The organism is Rhodococcus sp. RD6.2 (genome assembly GCF_001040705.1).
GTDB lineage: Bacteria > Actinomycetota > Actinomycetes > Mycobacteriales > Mycobacteriaceae > Rhodococcus_G.
The window spans coordinates 392,901-413,947 of record NZ_CVQP01000005.1; the positions used below are offsets into that span (position 1 = coordinate 392,901).

At 68.8% G+C, this 21,047-nt stretch carries 22 protein-coding genes; 12 read left to right on the plus strand and 10 right to left on the minus strand.

What is annotated here, in order from left to right:
- Window positions 1-25 precede the first annotated feature (25 nt).
- Window positions 26-919, plus strand: coding sequence for a thioesterase family protein (locus RHCRD62_RS08350; protein WP_253277245.1), 894 nt, complete (start codon window positions 26-28; stop codon window positions 917-919).
- Window positions 920-966: 47 nt separating this feature from the next.
- Here RHCRD62_RS08350 and RHCRD62_RS08355 read toward each other — a convergent pair whose 3' ends face one another.
- Complete coding sequence (locus RHCRD62_RS08355) at window positions 967-3,783, minus strand: ATP-binding protein (protein ID WP_050064215.1); 2,817 nt, start codon at window positions 3,781-3,783, stop codon at window positions 967-969.
- A 165-nt stretch (window positions 3,784-3,948) separates the two neighbouring features.
- On the opposite strand from RHCRD62_RS08355, the gene RHCRD62_RS08360 reads away from it, so the two are divergent.
- The 8 genes from RHCRD62_RS08360 (at window position 3,949) to RHCRD62_RS08395 (ending at window position 10,285) form a co-directional block, all read left to right on the plus strand.
- Window positions 3,949-4,308 carry a VOC family protein gene (locus tag RHCRD62_RS08360; RefSeq protein ID WP_050064216.1) on the plus strand — a complete coding sequence of 120 codons (360 nt, stop codon included), beginning with the start codon at window positions 3,949-3,951 and terminating at the stop codon, window positions 4,306-4,308.
- Between the two features lie 31 nt (window positions 4,309-4,339).
- Entirely contained in the window at window positions 4,340-4,564 is a 225-nt protein-coding gene (locus tag RHCRD62_RS08365) for a hypothetical protein (RefSeq protein ID WP_050064217.1), read from the plus strand.
- Between the two features lie 27 nt (window positions 4,565-4,591).
- Window positions 4,592-5,053 (plus strand): iron chaperone, encoded by a 462-nt coding sequence (locus tag RHCRD62_RS08370; protein WP_050064218.1) that lies wholly within the window; start codon window positions 4,592-4,594, stop codon window positions 5,051-5,053.
- A gap of 89 nt (window positions 5,054-5,142) precedes the next feature.
- Window positions 5,143-6,111, plus strand: coding sequence for an STM4015 family protein (locus RHCRD62_RS08375; RefSeq protein WP_050064219.1), 969 nt, complete (start codon window positions 5,143-5,145; stop codon window positions 6,109-6,111).
- A complete protein-coding gene (locus RHCRD62_RS08380) occupies window positions 6,108-7,202 on the plus strand; it encodes an STM4014 family protein (protein WP_050064220.1) in 1,095 nt (364 codons plus the stop codon). The genes RHCRD62_RS08375 and RHCRD62_RS08380 overlap by 4 nt, the downstream gene beginning before the upstream one ends.
- Window positions 7,189-8,010 carry an STM4013/SEN3800 family hydrolase gene (locus RHCRD62_RS08385; protein ID WP_253277246.1) on the plus strand — a complete coding sequence of 274 codons (822 nt, stop codon included), beginning with the start codon at window positions 7,189-7,191 and terminating at the stop codon, window positions 8,008-8,010. Before RHCRD62_RS08380 ends, RHCRD62_RS08385 begins: the two co-directional genes overlap by 14 nt.
- Window positions 8,007-9,386: an STM4012 family radical SAM protein gene (locus RHCRD62_RS08390; RefSeq protein ID WP_253277247.1), complete on the plus strand. Its 1,380-nt coding sequence runs from the start codon at window positions 8,007-8,009 to the stop codon at window positions 9,384-9,386. The genes RHCRD62_RS08385 and RHCRD62_RS08390 overlap by 4 nt, the downstream gene beginning before the upstream one ends.
- Window positions 9,387-9,388: 2 nt before the next feature.
- A complete protein-coding gene (locus RHCRD62_RS08395) occupies window positions 9,389-10,285 on the plus strand; it encodes an STM4011 family radical SAM protein (RefSeq protein ID WP_050064223.1) in 897 nt (298 codons plus the stop codon).
- On the opposite strand, the gene RHCRD62_RS08400 is transcribed toward RHCRD62_RS08395, so the two are convergent.
- Genes RHCRD62_RS08400 through RHCRD62_RS08415 form a run of 4 tightly spaced genes read right to left on the minus strand, consistent with a single transcriptional unit; the run spans window position 10,270 to window position 13,097 of the window.
- Complete coding sequence (locus RHCRD62_RS08400) at window positions 10,270-10,980, minus strand: hypothetical protein (protein WP_050064224.1); 711 nt, start codon at window positions 10,978-10,980, stop codon at window positions 10,270-10,272. The genes RHCRD62_RS08395 and RHCRD62_RS08400 overlap by 16 nt on opposite strands.
- Before the next feature lie 56 nt (window positions 10,981-11,036).
- Window positions 11,037-11,663 carry a class I SAM-dependent methyltransferase gene (locus tag RHCRD62_RS08405; RefSeq protein ID WP_253277248.1) on the minus strand — a complete coding sequence of 209 codons (627 nt, stop codon included), beginning with the start codon at window positions 11,661-11,663 and terminating at the stop codon, window positions 11,037-11,039.
- Between the two features lie 8 nt (window positions 11,664-11,671).
- Window positions 11,672-12,220 carry a putative immunity protein gene (locus tag RHCRD62_RS08410; protein WP_050064226.1) on the minus strand — a complete coding sequence of 183 codons (549 nt, stop codon included), beginning with the start codon at window positions 12,218-12,220 and terminating at the stop codon, window positions 11,672-11,674.
- 52 nt (window positions 12,221-12,272) lie between these two features.
- A complete protein-coding gene (locus RHCRD62_RS08415; protein ID WP_050064227.1) occupies window positions 12,273-13,097 on the minus strand; it encodes an alpha/beta fold hydrolase in 825 nt (274 codons plus the stop codon).
- A 76-nt stretch (window positions 13,098-13,173) separates the two neighbouring features.
- Between RHCRD62_RS08415 and RHCRD62_RS08420 the strand changes: the two genes are divergently transcribed.
- Complete coding sequence (locus RHCRD62_RS08420; RefSeq protein WP_050064543.1) at window positions 13,174-13,752, plus strand: TetR/AcrR family transcriptional regulator; 579 nt, start codon at window positions 13,174-13,176, stop codon at window positions 13,750-13,752.
- Between the two features lie 3 nt (window positions 13,753-13,755).
- Here RHCRD62_RS08420 and RHCRD62_RS08425 read toward each other — a convergent pair whose 3' ends face one another.
- Both RHCRD62_RS08425 and RHCRD62_RS08430 read right to left on the minus strand, forming a co-directional pair.
- Window positions 13,756-14,814, minus strand: coding sequence for a hypothetical protein (locus RHCRD62_RS08425; RefSeq protein WP_050064544.1), 1,059 nt, complete (start codon window positions 14,812-14,814; stop codon window positions 13,756-13,758).
- Window positions 14,815-14,917: 103 nt separating this feature from the next.
- Window positions 14,918-15,325 carry a hypothetical protein gene (locus tag RHCRD62_RS08430; protein ID WP_050064228.1) on the minus strand — a complete coding sequence of 136 codons (408 nt, stop codon included), beginning with the start codon at window positions 15,323-15,325 and terminating at the stop codon, window positions 14,918-14,920.
- A gap of 157 nt (window positions 15,326-15,482) precedes the next feature.
- Here RHCRD62_RS08430 and RHCRD62_RS08435 point away from each other — a divergent pair, with 157 nt between their 5' ends.
- On the plus strand, window positions 15,483-16,082 hold the full coding sequence (locus RHCRD62_RS08435; RefSeq protein WP_050064229.1) for a transglutaminase-like domain-containing protein: 600 nt from the start codon (window positions 15,483-15,485) through the stop codon (window positions 16,080-16,082).
- Window positions 16,083-16,167: 85 nt separating this feature from the next.
- Here the strand turns inward: RHCRD62_RS08435 and RHCRD62_RS08440 are convergent, their stop codons facing one another.
- From RHCRD62_RS08440 to RHCRD62_RS08450, 3 genes are all read right to left on the minus strand, one after another.
- Window positions 16,168-17,628, minus strand: a complete 1,461-nt coding sequence (locus tag RHCRD62_RS08440) for a glyceraldehyde-3-phosphate dehydrogenase (protein WP_050064230.1) — start codon at window positions 17,626-17,628, stop codon at window positions 16,168-16,170.
- Between the two features lie 235 nt (window positions 17,629-17,863).
- The gene (locus RHCRD62_RS08445) at window positions 17,864-18,523 is read right to left on the minus strand and encodes a hypothetical protein (RefSeq protein ID WP_050064231.1); all 660 of its coding nucleotides are present in this window, start codon (window positions 18,521-18,523) and stop codon (window positions 17,864-17,866) included.
- The gene (locus RHCRD62_RS08450) at window positions 18,520-18,882 is read right to left on the minus strand and encodes a PadR family transcriptional regulator (RefSeq protein ID WP_084734145.1); all 363 of its coding nucleotides are present in this window, start codon (window positions 18,880-18,882) and stop codon (window positions 18,520-18,522) included. The genes RHCRD62_RS08445 and RHCRD62_RS08450 overlap by 4 nt, the downstream gene beginning before the upstream one ends.
- A 503-nt stretch (window positions 18,883-19,385) precedes the next feature.
- On the opposite strand from RHCRD62_RS08450, the gene RHCRD62_RS08455 reads away from it, so the two are divergent.
- Entirely contained in the window at window positions 19,386-21,017 is a 1,632-nt protein-coding gene (locus tag RHCRD62_RS08455) for an ABC-F family ATP-binding cassette domain-containing protein (RefSeq protein WP_050064233.1), read from the plus strand.
- The last annotated feature ends 30 nt before the right edge of the window (window positions 21,018-21,047 follow it).

The window sequence follows — 21,047 nt, forward strand, 5'->3', positions numbered from 1 at the left end:
TCTCAACCCACGAGGTCCACATTCCATGACCGACACCATCACCGAGGGGCCTGCGCCCTCCGACGCCCGCACGGATCTCGGCGCCTGCTACCGACTCGACTCCACCGAGACGGCGCCCGACGGCACCATGTGGGAGACGTTCACTCCCTCGGCGCACACCGCCAGCCCCTGGGGCCCTGGGGTCCAGCACGGCGGACCCGTCGCGGGCCTGCTCGCACGCGCGATGGAGCACTGCCAGCCACGCGAGGACACCCGTATCTCCCGTGTCGTCGTCGAGATCCTGGGTCCGGTTCCCCTGTCCCAGATGAAGGTTCGCGCCTGGATCGAGCGACCCGGACGCAGGATCGAACTCCTCGCTGCCGAGCTGCAGGCGGCACATCCCGACGGCACCGTCAGGACCGTCGCCCGAGCACGCGGGTGGCGACTCGCCACCGCCGACTCCAGCAGCGTCGTACACCACGCCGACGCTCGCCTGCCGTTCCCCGCGAGTCGGATCGCCGAGGACCAGAGCTCGTTCCCGCTGCCCGCCGCGTGGCGGGTCGGGTTCGTCAACGCCGTCGACTGGCAGGTCGTGTCCCCGGCCGGGGAGCGCAACACACGATCCGCGGCGTGGCTGCGCCTCGCTCACCCTCTGGTCGAAGGCGAGACGACCAGCGGCCTCGCCGAAACCGTTGCCCTCGCCGACATCGCCAACGGACTCGGAGCGCGACTCGACCCCCGCGAGTGGACGTTCATGAACACCGAACTGACCGTCCACCTCTTCGAGCCGCCGCAGGGCCCGTGGATCGGGCTCGAATGCGAATCCTCCATCGGCTCGGACGGAGTCGGCATGGGTACAGCGGTACTCCACTCGGAGTCCGGCCCGATGGGGCGGGCCGCACAGAACCTCCTCGTCGAGAAGCGCGCCGACACGGCGTAGCACCTGCGTGCGGCGTACCGCATCGTTCTGCCGGTACCGAACCGCCGTCACACCGGCCGGATCGGGCCCATCGGAGACATCCCGAGGTCGGCGAGAGCGGTGCTGCCCGCGGCGGCGTGCTCACCACCTGCGAGCACCCTGGTCCGCGCCGCCTGGTAGCGACATCCGGCTGCGTCGAACGTCGGTGCGGTGGCGTACAGACGCTCCCGGTCGTCGACGAGCAGCGCTTCCGCGCGTTCCACGATCGCACCGGCGACGGGATTTCCCGCGACGACGTCCTTGGCCTCGGCCACGCGAGGCCCTGCGTCGGGGCTGCCGGAGAGCACGGCGGCCTCGGCGCGCAGCGCCACGTACCAGTGTAGCCAGACCCAGGTGACCGACTGCCAGACATCAGCCGGGTCGATTGCCAGTCGATCCGCCGCGGAGTCCGGATCCCCGTTGTGCAACAACGTGATCGACTCATAGACCGAGCGGTAGCCGAATGCGCGATCCGACGGGATTCCGAGACGATCGTGAACGTCCGACCATTCCCGTCGCGCGTCCGAGTCGTCCCGGAGCCCGTGAATCATCCCGACCCCTGCCACGGCGGGCCCGAGTGCCGATCCTGTGGGGCGGCCCGCCCGCTGCCACGCCTCGAGGAACAGGGCACTGCGTGTCAACACCTGGTCGACGTTGCCCGCCAGCGCATCTGCCACGAGAAGCTGACTCGACGCCCGATGCCCGACCTCGGCGAGCATCGGATGATCGGCGAGCTGGCGTGCCCACCTCCGAGCACCCGGCAGATCACCGACACCGAGTCCGGCCTCGGTGGCCTCGGCGAGTGCGTCGATCAGTTCGTGCGACGCGGCAGGACCGTTCGAGACCGAGGCGAGCAAGGCCACCCGGCGCCGGACCGTCGCCGCCGCGGCGAACGGGTCTCCGGACCAGCTCAGAGCACCCGCCAGGGTGTCGAGTGCTGCAGATTCTGCGAGCGGGTCGCCCGTGCGATGCGCGAGGTCGACCGCCCTCTCCGCCCGGGCGACGGTCGCGGCCACGCCGGCGCCGGACGAACCGTCGGCCGCACCGAATGCCTCGGTCAGCGCCCACCCGGCCTCCGCAAGTGCCACGGCGGCACATGCGGCCGGATCGGTCCCCGCCATCTCCTGCGCTTCCGCGACGAGCGCGAAGACCTCCTCTTGCGGCATCACGCGCACGAACTTGCTCGCGAACCGGTAGGAGCTGTTGGCAGCGGTCGCCAGGTCGGCAGCCGCGGCCGCGTCGTTCCCGGCCCGGCGGGCGGCGTCCGCGGCCGCCCTGTTCAGGCGGTACATGTCGTCCCCCCGCATCCGGCAGCCCGCGACCGCTGCGGCATGCCGAAGCAGCGGTGCGGCATCCACGGAATCCGCAAGAGCGGCGGCCTGCTCGTACCGCTGCTGGGACTCGCCGAGCAGGTGACGCGTGAACGTGAGCTCCGCCAGGATCCGGGCTAGAGCACCCGCCTCCGTGCGTAGTTCCGGTCGGTCGCCGGCCCATGCCAGTGCCGTGCGGAGGTCGTCGGCGACCGCGTCGAACTGTGCCCGCCAGTCCGTACCGACCGTCTCCAGCGCGCCGGCGTCGTCGAGGCACCAGCGCAGGTGCCGCAGCCGGACCTCGGCTGTTTCATCGGAATCGGCGAGCTGCTCGCGCCCGTACTGGCGAATGGTTTCCAACGCGCGGTACCGGGTCCCCGCCGGTGACGCGAGGACCACCAGCAGGCTCTGCTCGGCGAGCCGCGCCAATCCGACTGCGACAGAACCCCTGTCCGTTGCCGCAACCTCCGCGGCGGACTGTGTGGTGAACGACTTCGCGAACACCGACACCCGCCGCAGCAGCACCTGATCGTCCGGCTCCAGCAGGGCGTGGCTCCAGTCCAGCGCTGCCCGCACCGAGCGATGCCGGTCGTCGGACCTGGCACCGCCTGCAAGCATCCGGAGCTGGTCGGAGAGCCCGTCGGTGAGACCGTCGAGTCCGAGGGTCGTCCACCGGGCGGCAGCCAACTCGATCGCCAATGCCATGCCGTCGAGTCCCTGGCAGAACTCGGCCACCTGTTCGCGCAGTGCATGATTCGGTGGCCATCCACCTGCTGCCGCTCGGTCCATGAACAGCGCGACCGCGTCCGATCCGCCGTCACCGGACAGCGACATCGGCGGAACCGCATAGGCCCGTTCGAACGGCACCAACAGCCGGGCCCGGCTCGTTGCCAGCACCGTGACGTTCGGACAGGACGCGAGGAGCTGCTCGAGGAACGGCGCGACACCGTCCCGCACGTGTTCACAGTTGTCGAGAACGAGCAGCGCCTGCCGCTCCGCCAGTGCAGCGGGTACCGACTCGTCCATGCCTGTGCCGGGCTGCTCGCCGAGCCCGAGTGCGAGTCCGACCGCAGCGGCGACCACCGCGACGTCCGGGCTGCTGATCGGCACCAGATCGACGAACCACACGCCGTCGGCGAACTCGTCGGCGACATCCGCCGCGACGGTCAGCGCGAGCCGCGTCTTGCCGACGCCGCCGGGACCGACCGCCGTCACCTGCCGGTCCCGTCGGATCATCTCGGCGAGCTCGGCGCGCTCGCGCGCGCGCCCGACGAACGACGTCAGGGGCGTCGGCAGGACCGGCTCGGGCTTCGTCGCATCGGCTCGAGGCTGGGCGGAGGCGTGCTGGGCGGGCGCGTACTGGGCGAGGGCACGGCGATCCGGCACGGACAGCTTGCGCAGCAGTGAGGAGACGTGACTCTCGACGGTGCGCACCGAGATGAACAGTCGCGCGGCGATCTCGGCGTTGCTGAGATGTTCGCCGACCAGTGCGAGTACCTCGGCCTCCCGAGCGGAAATGTCCACCGTCGCGGTCATGACCCCATTCTGTACCACCGGATGTACGAACGGGCTCCGTGACGCCGATCCGTGGTGGGTTCCGTGGTCGCCACGGATGTGGCGCACCCCGTCGGAGCGCGATGGTGGTGTCAGTCCGGTTCACGGGCAGATCGGGCGACACGCCCCCGACATCAGGAGCTATCGATGACCACTACTTCGCAGACCCAGGGCATCAAGACCGTGCTGCATCCGGTGGCCGACCTCGCCGCCGCGAAGGCGATCTACACGGCGCTGCTCGGCACGGAGCCGCAGACCGACTCGCCCTACTACGTCGGCTTCGAGGCGGCGGGCCAGCACATCGGTCTGGTGCCCGGTGGCGGACCGCAGGCCATGGCCGGGCCGGTCGCCTACTGGCACGTGCCCGACATCGAGACGAAGTTGGCCGAACTGACCGCCGCGGGCGCCACCGTGACCGAGGCCGCGCACGAGGTCGGCGGTGGGCGCCTGGTGGCGACCGTGACCGACGCCGACGGCAACGTCCTCGGCCTCATCCAGGACCGCTGATCCCACCCCATCCCCACCCGAGGAGACCCCCATGAGCTCGAACGCCACCATTCGCCTGACCCACCGCTGGACCTCCATCGTCTTCACCGTGACCGTGGTCCTCGCCACGATCGCGGTGTCCCTCGACGCCGTTCTGTGGCTGTCGTATCTGCCGCTCCTCCCGCTCGCCGTTCTCCTGTTCAGCGGCCTGTACCTGTTCGTTCTGCCGTACCGGCGACGCGCGGCGGCCGGCCGGCGCCCCCTCACCCCCGCCTAGCCTCACCACCGAAACGAGGACACAGCCATGACCACTCGAAAGTCCACCGCCAAGGCCGAGCCCTCCGTGGGATTCACGGACGACGAACGCGCCGCCATGAAGGAACACGCCCAGGAGCTCAAGACGGCCGCCCGACGCGGCCCCCGCGCGTCCAAGGCCAACGGTGAGCAGGACGTGCTCACGAAGATCGCCGGAATGGCGGAGGCCGACCGCGTCCTGGCCGAGCGGATCCATGCCGTCGTGACCGCAAGCGCCCCCGAACTCACGCCGAAGCTCTGGTACGGCATGCCCGCCTACGCCAAGGACGGCAAGGTGCTCTGCTTCTTCCAGAGCGCGGACAAGTTCAAGGCGCGATACGCCACGCTCGGGTTCAACGACGTCGCGAGCCTCGACCACGGAACGATGTGGCCGACGGCCTTCGCACTGACGCGACTGACCGCGCAGGACGAGGCCCGGATCGGTGACCTGGTCAAGAATGCGGCGTCCTGATTGCTGCGTGACAACGGTTTTCGGGGTCGGTGGGCGGGCGGCATCCATTTCTGTCACCGCAATCGGGCATACTGCCCACCGACCCCCCAATGACCCAGGAGCGCACGGTGATCAGCGAGTTGCAGAACGAGTTCCATGAGCTTCCCGTCGTCGAGTTTCCCACCGACGACGCCACCCCGACGCCGGCCACGAAGGGCCCGGTCGCGTGGCGAATCTCCGCCGACACCTATGACGCGGAGATCGAGTGGCCGGAGGCGTTCGCGAAGTTCCGCGCCGCGGTCGACCCGGCGAGCGTGACCGCCATCGTGGTCGGTACCTGGTCCGAGCCGTACGAGAACAGTTCCGCCGGTGTGGTCGACGCCCTCGTTGCGGCCGCGGACGAGTTTCCTGCACTGCGAGCCCTGTTCGTCGGGGACATGACCGTCGAGGACTGTGAGATCTCCTGGATCGTGCAGTCCGACCTCACCGCTCTGCTCACCGCGTTTCCCCGGCTCGAGCGCCTGGGCGTGCGCGGCGGCACCCAGTTGGCCCTGTCACCGGTCCGGCACGAGAACCTGCGCATCCTCGTGATCGAGTCGGGTGGCCTGCCCGCCGACCTGGTCCGGGCCGTCGCGGCATCGGACTTTCCGGCGCTGACGGACCTGGAACTGTGGCTCGGCACCGAGGAGTACGGCGGCGATTCGTCCGTGGACGACCTCGCCCCGATCCTGTCGGGCGAGAAGTTCCCGAAGTTGACACGTCTCGCTCTGGCGAACTGCGATTACCAGGACGCGATCGCGGCCGCCGTGGCGACGGCGGCGATCCTGCCGCGGTTGCGTGCGCTCGACCTGTCCAAGGGCGTGCTGACCGACGCCGGCGCCGAGGCGCTCCTCGCGGGACGGTCCCTCACCCACCTCGAATCGCTGGACCTGCACCACAACTACCTGAGCAGCGGTATGCGGGAACGACTGCAGGCAGCGCTCGCACCGTCAGTCGCACATCTCGACCTGGATCTCGGCGACGCCAACGAGGACGACTACGACGGAACGATCTACCGATCGGTTGCGGTCGGCGAATGACGCGTCCCCGCCTTGCGGTGGTGGGCAACCCGGAGAACCGTCGCGTCACGATGTTCCTCGACGCCGCAGCCGCTCGCGGGCTGCCCACCCCGCGGGTGCTGCCCTGGCACGAGGTGGTCACCGCCGGTGGCGTCCGGTTCGACGCCGACGAACTGGTTCGCCTCGACTCCCCCGGCGAGAACTCCGCCGTGGATGCGTTGCTGCGCGGCCCCGGTGCGGCGACCCGCATCGCCGACGGTCCCCGCTGGTACACGGCGCTGGTCACCGCCGCCGCGACCCTGCGGGGTGGGCGCCTGCTGACCGACCCGGACGATCTGGCCGTGCTGTTCGACAAGCGCCTGTGCCACGCACAGCTGGCGAACAGTGGTGTCCCGGTGCCGTTCTCGCCCACATCGGGCACAGACGTACCGGCACCGGCAGGCTGGGCGGATGTTCGCGAGCTGGCCCAAGGGTCCGGGCTCCGTCGCTTCTTCGTCAAACCTGCACACGGATCGTCCGCGGCCGGGGTCGTCGCGGTCGAGACCGCGTCGGGCGGCCGCGTGCAAGCGCGCAGCAGCGTGGAGCTCGCCGCCGACGGCGTCCACAACTCCCTGCGCGTCCGCCGCGTCACGGGCGAGGCGGAGGTCGGCGCGCTGATCGACGCCCTGGCAGGCGAGTGCCTGCACATCGAGGCGTGGTTGCCGAAGCCGACGGCCCGCGGCCGCGCCGCCGACCTGCGCGTCGTGGTTGTCGCCGGACGGGCGACCCATGCGGTCGTCCGCACCAGCACCCACCCCATGACCAACCTGCACCTCGGTGGTCGCCGCGGCGACCTGGAGGCCGCACGCGCAGCGTTCGACGCCGCCGGATTCGGCTGGGACAGTGCACTGGCCGTTGCGGAACGAGCCGCTGCCCGCTTCCCGCGCACGCTGTGCGTCGGGGTGGACCTGCTGCCCGCCGCGAACTGGAACGGCGCCAGCGTGGGTGAGGTCAACGTGTTCGGCGACCTGCTTCCCGGGCTGCTCGGGCTGCCGGGCCGCGCCGACGGTCTCGACACGTACGGGGCGCAGCTGGCGGCGTTGGAGGGGTGGTCGGCCGATGCAGCAGCCTGACATGAACACCGTCGTCGGGGTCGACGACATCCTGATGGTCACGCTCGACACGCTGCGCTACGACGTGGCCTGCGAGCTCGCGGCGGCCGGCCGGATTCCGAACCTGGCACGGCACCTGCCGGGTGGACGCTGGGAGCAACGCCACTCCCCCGGCAGCTTCACCTACGCCTCGCACCAGGCGATGTTCGCGGGGTTCCTTCCCACCCCGATCGGGCAGGGACCGCATCCGCGATTGTTCGCGGCCGAGTTCGGCGGAAGCGAGTCGACCGCCGACCGGACGTTCGTGTTCGCGGAGTCGAACATCGTTGCGGGACTTCACAACAACGGATACCACACGGTGTGCATCGGCGGTGTCGGCTTCTTCAACCGGCGCGGCGCGCTGGGGTCCGTGCTGCCCGACCTGTTCGACGAGGCGCACTGGTCTCCCGCACTCGGCGTGACCTCCCCGACGTCCTTCGAGTCGCAGGTGGAACTCACGGCACAGATCGTGGACGGACTCGACCCCGGGCAGCGCCTGTTCCTCTTCGTGAACGTCTCTGCGCTGCACCAACCGAACTGGTTCCACGCCGACGGCGCCACCGCGGACGCCGGCGACACGCGCGAGACGCACGCGGCCGCGTTGGAGTACGTGGACCGGCACATCGGCCGACTGTTCGACTCCATGTCGAGCAGGCGACGATGCTTCGCGATCGTGTGCTCCGACCACGGGACCGCCTACGGCGAGGACGGCTACACCGGGCACCGGCTCGGTCACCCCGTTGTCTGGACCGTGCCCTATGCCCACTTCTTCCTGGACGGCCCTCGATGACCACTTCCCTTCCTGCCACCACCGCCCTTCCCATGCCGACGTCACCGGTTGCTTTGTCGCCGGACTACGTTCCGCCGTACCAGAACTACGTGTACGCGTACCCGCACAAGACCGCGTACCGCCCGCTGCACCCGCGACCCGCATTGAAGGACCTGTGGTCCGGCGAACCGCAGGATGCCCTCTCCCTGTACCTGCACGTGCCGTTCTGTGAGGTGCGGTGCGGCTTCTGCAACCTCTTCACCCGTGTCGGCGCGCCGGACGAACTGACCACCCGCTACCTCGACGCCCTCGAGCGGCAGGCCGAGTCGGTACGCGACGCGCTGTCACCCTCGGCCCGGTTCGCGACGGCCGCCTTCGGCGGCGGGACACCCACCTACCTGACCGCGCGGGAACTGGAACGGCTGTGCGACATCGCCGAGAGCATGGGGGCCGATCTGCGTGCGGTCCCCCTGTCGGTGGAGGCGTCCCCGTCGACGGCCACCGCCGACCGGCTGGCAGTGCTCGCCGAGCGCGGCGCCACCCGCCTCAGCCTGGGGGTGCAGAGCTTCGACGACACCGAGGCCAGGGCTGCGGTGCGGCCGCAGCGGCGCGCGGACGTCGAGGCGGCGCTGCAACGCGTCCGCGACGCGGCGATCGACGTCCTGAACATCGACCTGATCTACGGGATCGACGGTCAGACGCCCGAGTCCTGGGCCGCGTCCCTCGATGCCGCACTGACCTGGCGCCCGGAGGAGCTGTACCTGTACCCGCTCTACGTGCGTCCGCTGACGGGTCTGGCCCGGCGCGGCGGCGGCCCCGATCCGGAATGGGACGCGCATCGGCTGGACCTGTACCGGCGCGGCCGCGATCACCTGCTCGCGGCCGGCTACGTCCAGGAGTCGATGCGGATGTTCCGTCGCGGCGACGCACCGGACCTCGGCCCGAACGACTACGCCTGCCAGACCGACGGCATGATCGGCCTCGGTTGCGGCGCACGGTCGTACACGCGGTCGCTGCACTATTCGTTCGACTACGCGGTGGGGGTGAACGAGGTCCGCGCCATCATCGACGACTACGTGGCGGGCACGGTCGACGACTTCCGCCGCGCCGTGGTCGGTCACGCGATGACCGAGGACGAGGCGCGGCGCCGACACCTGCTGCAGTCCGTGCTGCAGAAGTCGGGAATGCCGTTGACGGACTACCGCTCCCGATTCGGCAGCGATCCGCACGAGCATTTCGGTGTCGAACTGCGCCGGTGGTCGGAGCGCGGGTGGCTCGATTCGGACGGCGACCTGCTGCGGCTGACGGAACTGGGCATGGCGTATTCCGACGCCCTCGGACCGGAACTGTTCTCCCCCCGGGTGCGCGCGGCGATGGCCGAGTACGAGGGCCACTGACCGTGCTGACCATCCTGTATCGCGGGCCACTGGCATCGTGCGACTACGACTGCCCGTACTGCCCTTTCGCGAAACGTCGGGACAGCACCGAGCAGTTGCGCGCGGATCGCGCTGCACTGGAACGGTTCTGCTCCTGGGTGGCGGATCAGGACAAGGAACTGTCGATCCTGTTCACGCCGTGGGGCGAGGGCCTGGTCCGGTCCTGGTATCGGAGGGCACTGGTGGGCCTGTCGCGGTTGCCGCAGGTGCGCCGGGTGGCGATCCAGACCAACCTCAGTTGCCGCACCGCCTGGCTCGCCGACACCGACCGCGACACGGTCGCGCTGTGGTGCACGTACCACCCCGGTCAGACCCCGCACGACCGGTTCCTCGCCAAGACCGCCGAGCTGACCGATCTCGGGGTCCGCTTCAGCGTCGGCGTCGTCGGACTTGCGGAGCACCTCGATGCCGCCCGCCGACTGCGCGCGGAGCTCCCCGCGTCGGTGTACCTGTGGATCAACGCCGCCGAGGGCCACGACTACACCGATGCCGACGCCGCCGAGTGGGCCGCGATCGACCCACTGTTCGGGTTCAGCAGGCATCCGCATCCGACGCGGGGACGCGCCTGCCGCACCGGCGATTCGGTGGTGTCCGTCGACGGTGACGGCACCGTCCGACGCTGCCATTTCGTCCCCGAGGTGCTCGGCAACCTCTACGACGGATCGTTCCGAAAGGCGTTGCAGCCGACACCCTGTCCGCTGGACGTCTGCGACTGCCACATCGGGTACGTCCACGCCGAGCAGTTGCCGCTGTACGACGTGTTCGCGGGCGGGGTGCTCGAGCGGATTCCTGCGGAGCCGGTGTGGCTTCCGCTGAGGATGCCGTCGTCGGAGGTCTCGGCGGTTCAGTTCCCGGCTTGACGGACGGGCGAGGGAATCCTGTTGCCGAGGTACGAGTCACCGCTCCTGGTGGGACGCCACAGGCGCCAGTGTTTCGCGGAGAGCCGGAACGGGAGGTGGTCCTGCAGGTGACGAGCTCCCAGGGAGAGGCGTTCGTCGGCGGGCAGGTTGAGCCACAGGGACAGCGACGACGCCGCGCTGCCGATTGACGCGCGTATCCCCGACCCACCCAGGAGTCGGCCGTACCCGTCCACCGCGAAGCGCCCGAAGGCGTCCGGAGCCAGATCCGGGTACGCGACACCGTCGACCGGATCGACGAGGCGCACGGGCGCACTGTGGATCAACGTGGCCACGGAGCGTCCGTATTCCGTGACGGCGTCGGGGCCCGCCGCGACGAGCGCGTCGAGCGCGGTGTTCACCGACTCGGCGGACACGTTCCACCGAGAGTGGGTCGGCGCGCGGTGGCAGGCTCCACCGAAGGTCTCGGTGGCAACCGCGACCAGACGCTCGGTCAGCGCGGGCGGTCCGCCCGACCAGACCTCGAATGTCCACGATCCCGCCGACGCGGGTTCCGTGCAGGCATCGGCGAAGCGCTGCACACGCCCGAAGGCCTGATGTGGATGCTTGGTTCGAAGCGAGTGCGCACCGCCCGCGGATGCCGGGAGTCCGTCGTAGGTCACCACCCGAGGGAGCTCGATGGTCCGTGCGCGCGCCATGCTCCCATCGTAGGAAGCGGGCATCCGGCTTCGTCACGGCCGGTTTCGCGGACCCGTCAGCGGAGGCTCTGCCTGCGCGCGGTGATGGCGCCGTGTGGCCGGTACCCGCTGCCCGTGCGGGTGTGCGCCTCGATCACCTCGAAGCCGACCGACTCCAACTCCCGGGAGAGGGCACGCACCGGCCATCGGTAGCCGGTGGTCGCGGCATGGTCGAATGCTTCGACTGTGTCGCCTACGAAGAAGCCGACCAACAATCCCCCACCGGGTCGGATCACGCGAGCGAACTCCGCCAGCGGAACGTGAATGTTCGCCGGCTCGTGGTGGATGAGCGAGTACCAGGACAGCACCCCGCCCAACGATCCCGTAGCGTCCTCCAGTTCCTCGAAGTTGCCGGCCTCGAAGGTCAGGCTCGGGTACTGCCCGCGAGCCCGGTGGATGAACTCGGGAACCAGGTCGATCCCGCGCACGATCAGTCCGCGGTCGGTGAGGAAATCCGTCCACTGCCCGGGACCGCACCCGGCGTCGAGCACAGGCCCGTCCAGTTCAGCGGCCCAACTGCGCACCAGTGCCCGGTCGGACGGGTGGGTCGACGTCATGGAGCCGAAAAGGTCAACGTACTCCTGGGATCGGGCCGAGTAGGCCGCGCGAACGGTGTGGCGTGGGTGCGAGCTGTCAGTCTCCATGCCGTCGATCATCGGCCATGATTCGCTGCGCGGAGTGACGCGTCCAGGGAACTCATGAGCTGCGCCACGCGATTCTTGCCCGCTGGCGCCTGCGGATACCGGCTGAGCACAGCGACCACTGTCGGTGTCGCGCGCAGTCGCGCCTGCTCGATCCGCGCCCTCCCCACCTCCGCATCGTCGCCCGCATTGAGCTCCCCGATGCGCGCCGCGCTCGCGGTGGCGCGCAGGATGTGACCGACCTGGTGGGACTTGGCAATCGGATGGAGGTAGGCGGCGGACGCCGCATCGCCCGCGGCCTGCGCGGCGAGACGAGCGGCCTCGGTGGATGCCTCTTTCGCGGCCCGGTGTGCGTCCATCGACGTCACTCGCTGCCGGATGGACCGTCTCGCACCGTTCACGAACTCCCACGCTGCGTCGATCGCTGCGCGGGGACGCGGATCGCCTGGACTCGCGGCCTCGAACACCGGCAGGACTTCCTGGGCACTTTCCGCCGCGAAGGCCGTGACCGCGCGAAGTTCGTCGATGGTCAACTCGAAGTCGCCGGACATCGTCGTCATCGCCCGAGTCTCCCACCGATCCGAACGTTGGAACACCGAGCGTTCGGCCTGATCAGCTCACGAACGCACGCAACGCTTCTGCCATGACCTCGGGCTGGTCCTCCGGAATGAGGGTCCACGAGTCGTCGACGATCACCTTGGTCGCATTCGGGTACAGCTCGACCAGCCGGTCGGCGTGCGCCAGGGGCATCATCCGGTCCTCGCGTGCCCAGACGACGAGGACCGGTCGGTCGAATGTGCTCATCCGGGACGACATTTCGAGCAGGCGGCGGCGTGACGGTGCGCCGGTGGCGAACTTCACCAGGTCGCGGCGAATCGCGGGGTTCTCGACGGCGGGCCGAAACCACTCGTCGTACAGCGCGTCCGGGAGCCCGGTCTTGGCGAGCGCCCCGTACGCGCGTGTGCTGTGGCGGAAGAAGCGGGTACCGAACAGTCGAGTGAGCAGCCATCCGCCGCCGGGCAGTCGGCACAGCAGTTCAGCCGGGCGAGCGGGCTTGGGCGGGTAGTTGTCGAACGCCGTGCACGACACGAGCACCAGGCGTCCGACACGCTTGTCCCGTCCCTCGGAGATCATGAATTGTCCACCGCCCCAATCATTGAGGACGAGCGTCACATCGTCGAGGCCGAGCGCGTCGAGGAAGTCGGCGAGGATGCAGGCCACACCGTTCTCCGACAGGTCCGCGTCCTCGTTCATCGGCGTCGTGTGCGCGCCGAGCGGAAGAGTCGGAGTGATGCACCGGTAGCCGGACAGCAGTGGAATCACCTTGCGCCACTGCCGCCCGTCCATGAGCAGGCCGTGACCGAGAACGAGTACGGGTCCGTCGCCGCCGGTGTCGTCATAGGCGATGGGACCGGACGGCGTTTCGACAGTTCGCACGTCATCATCTCCTAGATAGATCGTTCTATTCAGCGACGGTATGCTGTCCTGGCACGACGCGCAAGAAGGAGACCCGATGGCAGAACGACCCACCCGCGACCGGATCCTGGATGCCGCCGCGGAGCTCTACCGCCGCCAGGGCATGCCTGCCACGGGCCTCAAGCAGATCTCCACCGCGGCGAACGCGCCATTCGGCTCGATCTACCACCATTTTCCCGGCGGCAAGGAAGCGATCAGCGTCGAGGTCATCCGACGCGAGGGCGTCCGGTACGGCACGTTCGTCGGTGCCCAACTCGCCGAGACCGACCCGGTCGACGGCATCCCGGTCCTGTTCGAGAACGCCGGCACGTTGTTGGAGTCGCAGGACTACAGCGAGGCGTGTTCCATCGAAACCATCGCCCTCGAAGTCGCGAGCACCAACGAGACGCTTCGACTCGAAGCCGCCGAGGTCTTCGAAACCTGGCTGACCGCCCTCGCCGCCTGGTTCGGGCAGCTCGACCTCGCCGACGACGACTGCCGCCGGCTGGCCGCGATCACCCTGACCGCCCTCGAAGGCGCCTTCGTCCTGTGCCGGACCCTGCGCTCGATCGAACCGATCGTTCACGCAGGGCAGGGGGTGCAGGCGGCAGTGCGCGCTGCGGTCGACCGGGTCTGACCGTCAGCGCGATTCTTCGGTCCAGGAGGGAAGCCTGCCCGTGGCGTCGCGCACCCAGCTTCGGGAAGCATCCACATCGACGTCGACCGCATCTGTGAGCCAATAGGTTTCGTCGGGTGCCCATCCCGCGATGACACTCGCGGTGTCGGCGTCCACGGCGATCGCGGAGCCCGCCGCGGCGAGGTATCCCACCGCGGTGAGGTGGACGCCGTCGTACCGCTCGGCGATCCGCGGCCAGTCGGGGATGACCCATCGCCCCGACCGCCCGGTGGTGCGGTACCAGTCGTGTCGCTTCTGCGCGGTGACATCGACGGGGAACCGCCTGCACAGTTCCGCCCACGCCTGCGCGCCGTCGACCTCGTACACGCGAGCGTCGGCGGGGACGCTCACCCGCCGCACCACGGCACGCTCCCAGCCCATGCTGTCCTCCACAAACCACAATCCGGCCGGGGTGCCGTCCGACAGCAGCCGAGTCGAACTCCGGGTCGGTGGCGTCGACCACCACCAGCCGGACCAGTTCACGGTCGGATCGGCCGGTCGCTCGCGTTCTGCCCGTGCCTCCTCCTCCTCGGTCCGGTCTGCATAGTCGCGCAGTGCGTCTGCGGCCCGCGCGTCTGCGACATCCGTACCGCTCGCGCTCCAACTCACCTCCCACTGATCGGTCGCGGCGAGCGAGGTCACCCACCACCGCGCATGCGGGGATTCCGCAATGTGCTCGGCGACCCGGCGCAATTCACGAAGCACGGGCTCGGCGTCGGCAAGGAGGTCCTCGCCGTCGGGGTCCTGCCAGTACTGCGCCGAGTCCACCGCCATGGCGAGGGCGGACCGGAGCGAGCCGGCCGTCACCTCCGCAAGCTGCACCGCGGACAGGCGGTGCGCCACGTCGTCTGCAGTCAGGACGGTCCGCCGAGCCACTTCCGCACCCGGCCCGAACATCACACCGGCACCCTCTCGACCCGACTCCAGGTGATACGAGGCGAGGAACACCGCATGATCGAACGAGTCACCGCTGAACTCGGGCTGCAGGGCACGTTCGGCGTCCCGCGCACACGCGAGCAGCAGTCGACGCCCGCGCGGACCCGCGAGCAACACCTCGGCAGTACTCACCTGCCCACGATCTCACGCATGCCGGGTGCGGCGTGGAGACTCCGCGGTCCAGAGCAGTTCAGTCCCAGACGAGGGACAGCACCCGGTGGCCGCCGGGCACGGCCGGCACGTCGCAGAAGTCGTCGTGGTCGTAGACCATGCCCTCCCACGTCGGCTCCGCCTGCAGGCTCTTCACATCGAGGCGTTCGTCGATCTCCTCGGAGGTCAGCGTCGTGCAGATCGCTATACCCTCGGCGGTCACGCCGTCGTACCCGTCCTCGAACATCTCCTCGTGCGGCTGGATGCGTACCCATGCGACGGCGCGATTGGCGGCCAGCGCGTCGAGGCGGCGTGCGATCTCGGCGAGATCAGGGCGTCCGTACCCGTACTGGTTCGGGGCGATCGAGTCCTCGACGGTGTTCCCGTCGAAGAACTCCCGGATGGTCAGCAGCGGGTACCGATCGCTGCCATCGGCCGAACGTTCCATTACACCCTCGCGCGAAATCACAGGGGGACTCTAATTCCCTGGACGGTTCCCCTCGTACGGGGGTTACAGGTCACTTCGATCAGCCGCTGACCTCCGTTTTCTCGGGTGGCCGTAATCGTCTTGACCGCCATGCTCCGACTCCCCGACAATTCCGCGAATGGAAACCGTCGACGTGCTGTCCGACCCCGAATCGCCGGAAGGCTACCTCGCAGGCAGCGAGTTCATCGATCTCGACGACCCATCCATCCGAACCCTTGCTCGGACACTCCGGCAGGGCTCGGACAGCGACGTGTCCTTCGCCAGGGCAGCCTTCGAGTGGGTGCGTGACGAGGTGGGCCACTCCTACGACGTCCAGGACCCGCGGGTCACCCTGGCGGCGAGCGAGGTCCTCGAGCACCGCGTCGGGCTCTGCTACGCCAAGTCACACCTGTTGGCGGCGTTGTTGCGGTCCGAAGGCGTTCCGGCGGGTCTGTGCTATCAGCGTCTCGCGCACGGGGACGAACACGTCCTGCACGCGTTGGTCGCGGTCCATCTCAACGGCGCCTGGCATCGCCAGGACCCGCGCGGAAACAAGGACGGCGTCGACGCGCAGTTCTCACTGGACGAGGAACAACTCGCCTGGGACGTCGACCCCACGCTCGGGGAGATCGACTATCCGACGATCTTCCCCGAGCCCGCGGAATGCGTCATCGACACGCTCCGCGGCACGGCGGACATTCTGTCCCTCTACGACGTCGGCCTACCGACGAGACTGTGACTCTCGCGGGGCACCTACCCGAACGCGGCAACGCCCCGGGAGGAGCAATCTCCTCCCGGGGCGTTGCCGGAGAACTACGGTGTCGTCAGTTGACGGCCGCCAGGTCCGCGGCCTCCACCATCGGGTAGATCGGGTACTCGACGCCGGACAGGTACTGCACGGTGCGCACCACCTGGCAGGAGTAGCCGAACTCGTTGTCGTACCAGACGTAGAGGATGGCGGTGTCGCCCTCGACGATGGTCGCGTTCGCGTCGACAATGCACGCCGCCCGCGAGCCGATGAAGTCGCTCGACACGGCGTCGGTCGCAGCCGTGAAGTCGAGGTTCCGGCTCAGCTCACCGGTCAGCGACTCCTGACGCAGGTGCTCGACGACCTCCGACTTCGTGGTCTCGCGGTTCAGATGCAGGTGCAGGATCGCGACGGACACGTCCGGCGTGGGAACGCGGATCGAGTTGCCGGTGATCTTGGCCTTCAGATCCGGGAGGGCCTTCGCGACGGCCGACGCGGCGCCGGTCTCGGTGAGCACCAGGTTGAACGGTGCGGAACGACCACGACGGTCTGCCTTGTGGTAGTTGTCCAGCAGGTTCTGGTCGTTGGTGAACGAGTGCACGGTCTCGACGTGGCCGCGCGAGACCCCGAACTCGTCGTCCATGGTCTTCAGCGGCGGGACGATGGCGTTCGTGGTGCAGGACGCGCACGACACGATCTTCTCGTCCTGGTCGAGGCTGCGGTGGTTGACACCGTGCACAATGTTCGGGACGTCGCCCTTGCCGGGAGCGGTGAGCAGGACCTTCGCGATGCCGGGGCGCAGGTGCTTCGACAGCCCGTCGCGGTCACGCCAGATACCGGTGTTGTCGACGAGGATGGCGTTGTCGATGCCGTACTCGGTGTAGTCGACGGTGGTCGGGTCGTTGCTGTAGATGAACTTGATGACGTTGCCGTTGGCGATCAGCGTGCTGTTCTCGGCGTCGACCTTGATCGTGCCGTTGAACTGCCCGTGGACGGAGTCGCGACGCAGCAGCGAGGCCCGCTTGACGAGGTCGTCGTCGCCACCCTTGCGGACCACGACGGCCCGCAGGTTCAGTCCGTTGCCGGAGCCGGCCTTCTCGATGAGCAGACGGGCGACGAGGCGACCGATGCGGCCGAAGCCGTAGAGGACGACATCCTGCGGCTTCGCCGGGCTCGTCTGGGCGCCACCGACGAGGTCGGCGAGACGCTCCGCGACGAACTCGGGGATCGAGGTCCCCTCACCGTGGGCGTGGTACGCCGACACCAGCAGGCCGAGGTCGATCTTCGAGGGGCGCAGGTCGAGCTCGGTCAGCGCCTGAAGGAACGGGAAGGTCTCCTCGACGGACAGCTCGTCGCCGCGGATCTGCCGAGCGAAGCGGTGGGTGCGCAGAATCTGGATGACCGACCGGTTCACCAGCGAGCGACTGTGGAGCAGAACCGTCACCGAGTGCGTCCGGTGCAGACCGCCGATGATCGGAATCATCGCCTCCGCGAGAGCCTCCTCGGAGTTCCACTGGGTAAGTTCCGCTGTGCTCACTGCGCTCCCTGCCTTCCGGCTCGTGTCAGGTCCGTGGGACGGATTTCGGCCCGGACGAGACGCACGTCACTCGCTGGTCAGCGTCCTGGATCGGTGGAGCCGTTCGCCACCGATACCGATTTACGACGTGCGCGCCACCAAGCATATGAAAGCGCTCCCTCGGTCCGACAAGCCGGTCGCCGAAACCGTCCCGCAGGCGTGAACGAGACGACGAATCGGAAGAAGATGCCAGGAGTCAGATCGTCTCGGGTCGTGTCCCGGCCACCGCGCTGTGGCGGGCAATGCCTGCAGTCGTCCCGAGCACGACGATCACGACTCCGACCACCACGGCGAGGACGGTCGGGGTCGGGTTGAAGTTCCTCCACCATGCGATTGCCATGCCGGCGCCGATGCTGAGGACTGCTCCCGCCGGCAGAAGTACCGACAGCCACCGAAGCGTCGACGATGCTCGTGGATCACGACGAAGGGTGACCCACACGAACAGCAGGGCGCACAGATAGGCGAGTGCGCCCGACGACGCATACATGGGCAGGACGAATGGCCCCAGATCTACGGTCGGACGACCCGCGAACCCAGCGAAGACGGCGACCAGGATCACCGCCAGTCCAGCTGCCACGCCGAGAACGACAGCAGGAACAACCAGCTCCAGCCGCAGGGCGCGCCCGCACAGTCCCCGCTCGTCCGCCCACTGCCGGAGGGTCCGCGAGCCGTCGTCACCGAGGACCGCCGACGGGTCGTGGCCGTCCCGGAGGGCACCGTCGATTTCCGCCTCCAGTTCGGAGAGCATCATCTTTCGGTCCGGGCCACGGACGCCGGCGCGGCGCCAGAGTCGGTTTGCCTCCCGGAGGGTCTCCTGGAGCTCACCGTTGTCGACTTGCGTGTTCGTGGTGTTCATGCGACGCCCGTTCCGTTGTTGGTAGCCCGGTCTGGTGACTGCAGTAGTGAGGTGACGCTGCCGGAGAGTGCAAGCCATTCCGACGTTCCGCTGGCAAGCACGTCGATGCCGATCTCACTGAGCGAGTAGTACTTTCGCGGCGGTCCTGACGGAGACGGCCGTTTCTCGGAAACCACGAGGCCCGCTTTCTCCAAGCGGGCCAGCAGCGGGTAGGCCGATCCTCCAGCGACGAGCAGATCTTGCTCGGCCAGCCGCTCCGTCAGTTCGTAGCCGTACACCGGCCGCTCTCTCAGCAGTGCCAGGAGGCAAAGATCGAGCACGCCTCGAAGCACGAGGCTTCGTCTCTCCACAGCACTCATGCTCAACAAGCTAGCGGCATCTAGCTTGTTGAGCAAGATACTCGGGGTGGCATTTCTCCGGGCGCGGGATGACTGCGACCTTGCCGGAGTCCGGGACATGATCGAGGTTCGCGAGGAAGGTCACACCACACGACGTCCGAATCGAATTGACACAGGCCCCGCCCGGGCGGCAGAGTGTCCCGCCATGCGTATCCCACCAGCCAAGAAGAGCCGTCGGCGGCTCCGCGTTGGCTTGATCTGGGTGCAGAGACTCATCGGCTGACGCCGTCACGGATGAGCAACCTCCGCTAGCCGACCACGATTCGGCTGCACACCACCCGCATTCCCGGGTTCTTCGATTCCGTTCCGGCGCACAGCCCTTCGCCGCGCACGCACGCCCGCGCGTGCCCCGCTCTCGAGAACGGTCCTCGCCACCGTGCGGCCACTCCGGCACGAACAGCACGGCCGTCGCCTCGGAGCCTCGCGCCCCACCGGTCTCGACAACACACCTCCAGGGAACTCACATGATCACCACCACAGACCTCGAAGTCCGCGCCGGTACCCGGACACTCCTCACCGCGTCCGGGCCCGCGCTGCGCGTCCAGGCCGGGGACCGGATCGGCCTCGTCGGACGCAACGGCGCGGGCAAGACCACCACGCTGCGAATCCTCGCCGGGGAGGGCGAACCTTACGCCGGCGAGGTGATCCGCAGTGGTGAAATCGGTTACCTGCCACAGGATCCCAAGGAGGGTAACCTCGACATCCTGGCCAGGGATCGGGTGCTCTCGGCCCGCGGGCTCGACGAGATCCTGCGCAACATGGAGAAGCAGCAGGCGATCATGGCGGAGGCCGTCGACGACGCCGTACGTGACAGGGCAATCGGCAAGTACGGACTGCTCGAGGAACGGTTCGCCGCGCTCGGCGGGTACGAGGCCGAGTCCGAGGCGGCCCGGATCTGCAACAGCCTCGGGCTCGCGAACCGGATCCTGGCCCAGCCGCTACGCACGCTGTCGGGCGGTCAGCGTCGCCGCGTCGAGCTGGCCCGCATCTTGTTTGCCGCTACGGACGGCTCCGGCGGCAAGTCGAACACCACGCTTCTGCTCGACGAGCCGACCAACCACCTCGACGCCGACTCCATCACATGGCTGCGCGGGTTCCTGCAGAACCACGACGGCGGCCTCATCGTCATCAGCCACGACGTAGACCTGCTCAACGACGTGGTGAACAAGGTGTGGTTCCTCGACGCGGTGCGCGGCGAAGCGGACATCTACAACATGGGCTGGAAGAAGTACCTCGATGCCCGCGCCACTGACGAGCAGCGGCGCCGCCGTGAGCGTGCGAACGCGGAGAAGAAGGCATCCGCGCTGCGCCAGCAGGCCGCGAAGCTCGGAGCGAAGGCGACGAAGGCGACGGCCGCGCAGAACATGGCCAAGCGTGCCGACAAGCTGATCGCCGAACTCGACGACGTCCGCGTCGCCGACAAGGTCGCCCACATCCGGTTCCCGGAGCCTGCTCCGTGCGGCAAGACGCCGCTCATGGCCAAGGGCCTGACGAAGGTGTACGGCTCTCTGGAGATCTTCAGCGGCGTCGACCTCGCGATCGACCGCGGCGGCCGGGTCGTCATCCTCGGGCTCAACGGTGCGGGCAAGACGACGCTGCTGAGATTGCTTGCGGGAGCNGAGAAGCCGGATCTCGGGGAGCTGGTTCCCGGCCANGGCCTCAAGACCGGGTACTTCGCGCAGGAACACGACACCCTCGACGACGAGGCCAGCGTGTGGGAGAACATCCGGCACGCCGCGCCGGACGCGGGGGAGCAGGACCTGCGGGGTCTGCTCGGTGCGTTCATGTTCTCCGGCCCTCAGCTCGACCAGCCGGCGGGCACCCTGTCGGGTGGCGAGAAGACCCGCCTCGCGCTGGCCGGTCTGGTGTCCTCGGCGGCGAACGTGCTGCTGCTCGACGAGCCGACCAACAACCTCGACCCGATCTCCCGCGAGCAGGTGCTCGAGGCGCTGCGCAGCTACACGGGCGCCGTCGTGCTGGTCACCCACGACCCTGGCGCGGCCGAGGCGCTGAATCCGGAACGCGTCATCCTGCTCCCCGACGGCACCGAGGACCACTGGTCGCAGGACTACCTGGACCTCATCTCGCTGGCCTGACGGCCGGCCCGGGCCGCGGTCGCGGATCTG

Excerpts from the sequence above, each read along its gene's own strand:
- RHCRD62_RS08350 (WP_253277245.1), top strand. The coding sequence starts at position 26 with ATGACCGACACCATCACCGAGGGGCCTGCGCCCTCCGACGCCCGCACG.
- RHCRD62_RS08375 (WP_050064219.1), top strand. The coding sequence starts at position 5,143 with ATGACCCAGGAGCGCACGGTGATCAGCGAGTTGCAGAACGAGTTCCAT.
- RHCRD62_RS08445 (WP_050064231.1), bottom strand. The coding sequence starts at position 18,523 with ATGAACACCACGAACACGCAAGTCGACAACGGTGAGCTCCAGGAGACC.
- RHCRD62_RS08430 (WP_050064228.1), bottom strand. The coding sequence starts at position 15,325 with ATGGAACGTTCGGCCGATGGCAGCGATCGGTACCCGCTGCTGACCATC.
- RHCRD62_RS08385 (WP_253277246.1), top strand. The coding sequence starts at position 7,189 with ATGCAGCAGCCTGACATGAACACCGTCGTCGGGGTCGACGACATCCTG.
- RHCRD62_RS08410 (WP_050064226.1), bottom strand. The coding sequence starts at position 12,220 with ATGACGACGATGTCCGGCGACTTCGAGTTGACCATCGACGAACTTCGC.
- RHCRD62_RS08390 (WP_253277247.1), top strand. The coding sequence starts at position 8,007 with ATGACCACTTCCCTTCCTGCCACCACCGCCCTTCCCATGCCGACGTCA.
- RHCRD62_RS08420 (WP_050064543.1), top strand. The coding sequence starts at position 13,174 with ATGGCAGAACGACCCACCCGCGACCGGATCCTGGATGCCGCCGCGGAG.
- RHCRD62_RS08365 (WP_050064217.1), top strand. The coding sequence starts at position 4,340 with ATGAGCTCGAACGCCACCATTCGCCTGACCCACCGCTGGACCTCCATC.
- RHCRD62_RS08360 (WP_050064216.1), top strand. The coding sequence starts at position 3,949 with ATGACCACTACTTCGCAGACCCAGGGCATCAAGACCGTGCTGCATCCG.
- RHCRD62_RS08435 (WP_050064229.1), top strand. The coding sequence starts at position 15,483 with ATGGAAACCGTCGACGTGCTGTCCGACCCCGAATCGCCGGAAGGCTAC.
- RHCRD62_RS08400 (WP_050064224.1), bottom strand. The coding sequence starts at position 10,980 with ATGGCGCGCGCACGGACCATCGAGCTCCCTCGGGTGGTGACCTACGAC.
- RHCRD62_RS08405 (WP_253277248.1), bottom strand. The coding sequence starts at position 11,663 with ATGGAGACTGACAGCTCGCACCCACGCCACACCGTTCGCGCGGCCTAC.
- RHCRD62_RS08380 (WP_050064220.1), top strand. The coding sequence starts at position 6,108 with ATGACGCGTCCCCGCCTTGCGGTGGTGGGCAACCCGGAGAACCGTCGC.
- RHCRD62_RS08370 (WP_050064218.1), top strand. The coding sequence starts at position 4,592 with ATGACCACTCGAAAGTCCACCGCCAAGGCCGAGCCCTCCGTGGGATTC.
- RHCRD62_RS08355 (WP_050064215.1), bottom strand. The coding sequence starts at position 3,783 with ATGACCGCGACGGTGGACATTTCCGCTCGGGAGGCCGAGGTACTCGCA.
- RHCRD62_RS08450 (WP_084734145.1), bottom strand. The coding sequence starts at position 18,882 with ATGAGTGCTGTGGAGAGACGAAGCCTCGTGCTTCGAGGCGTGCTCGAT.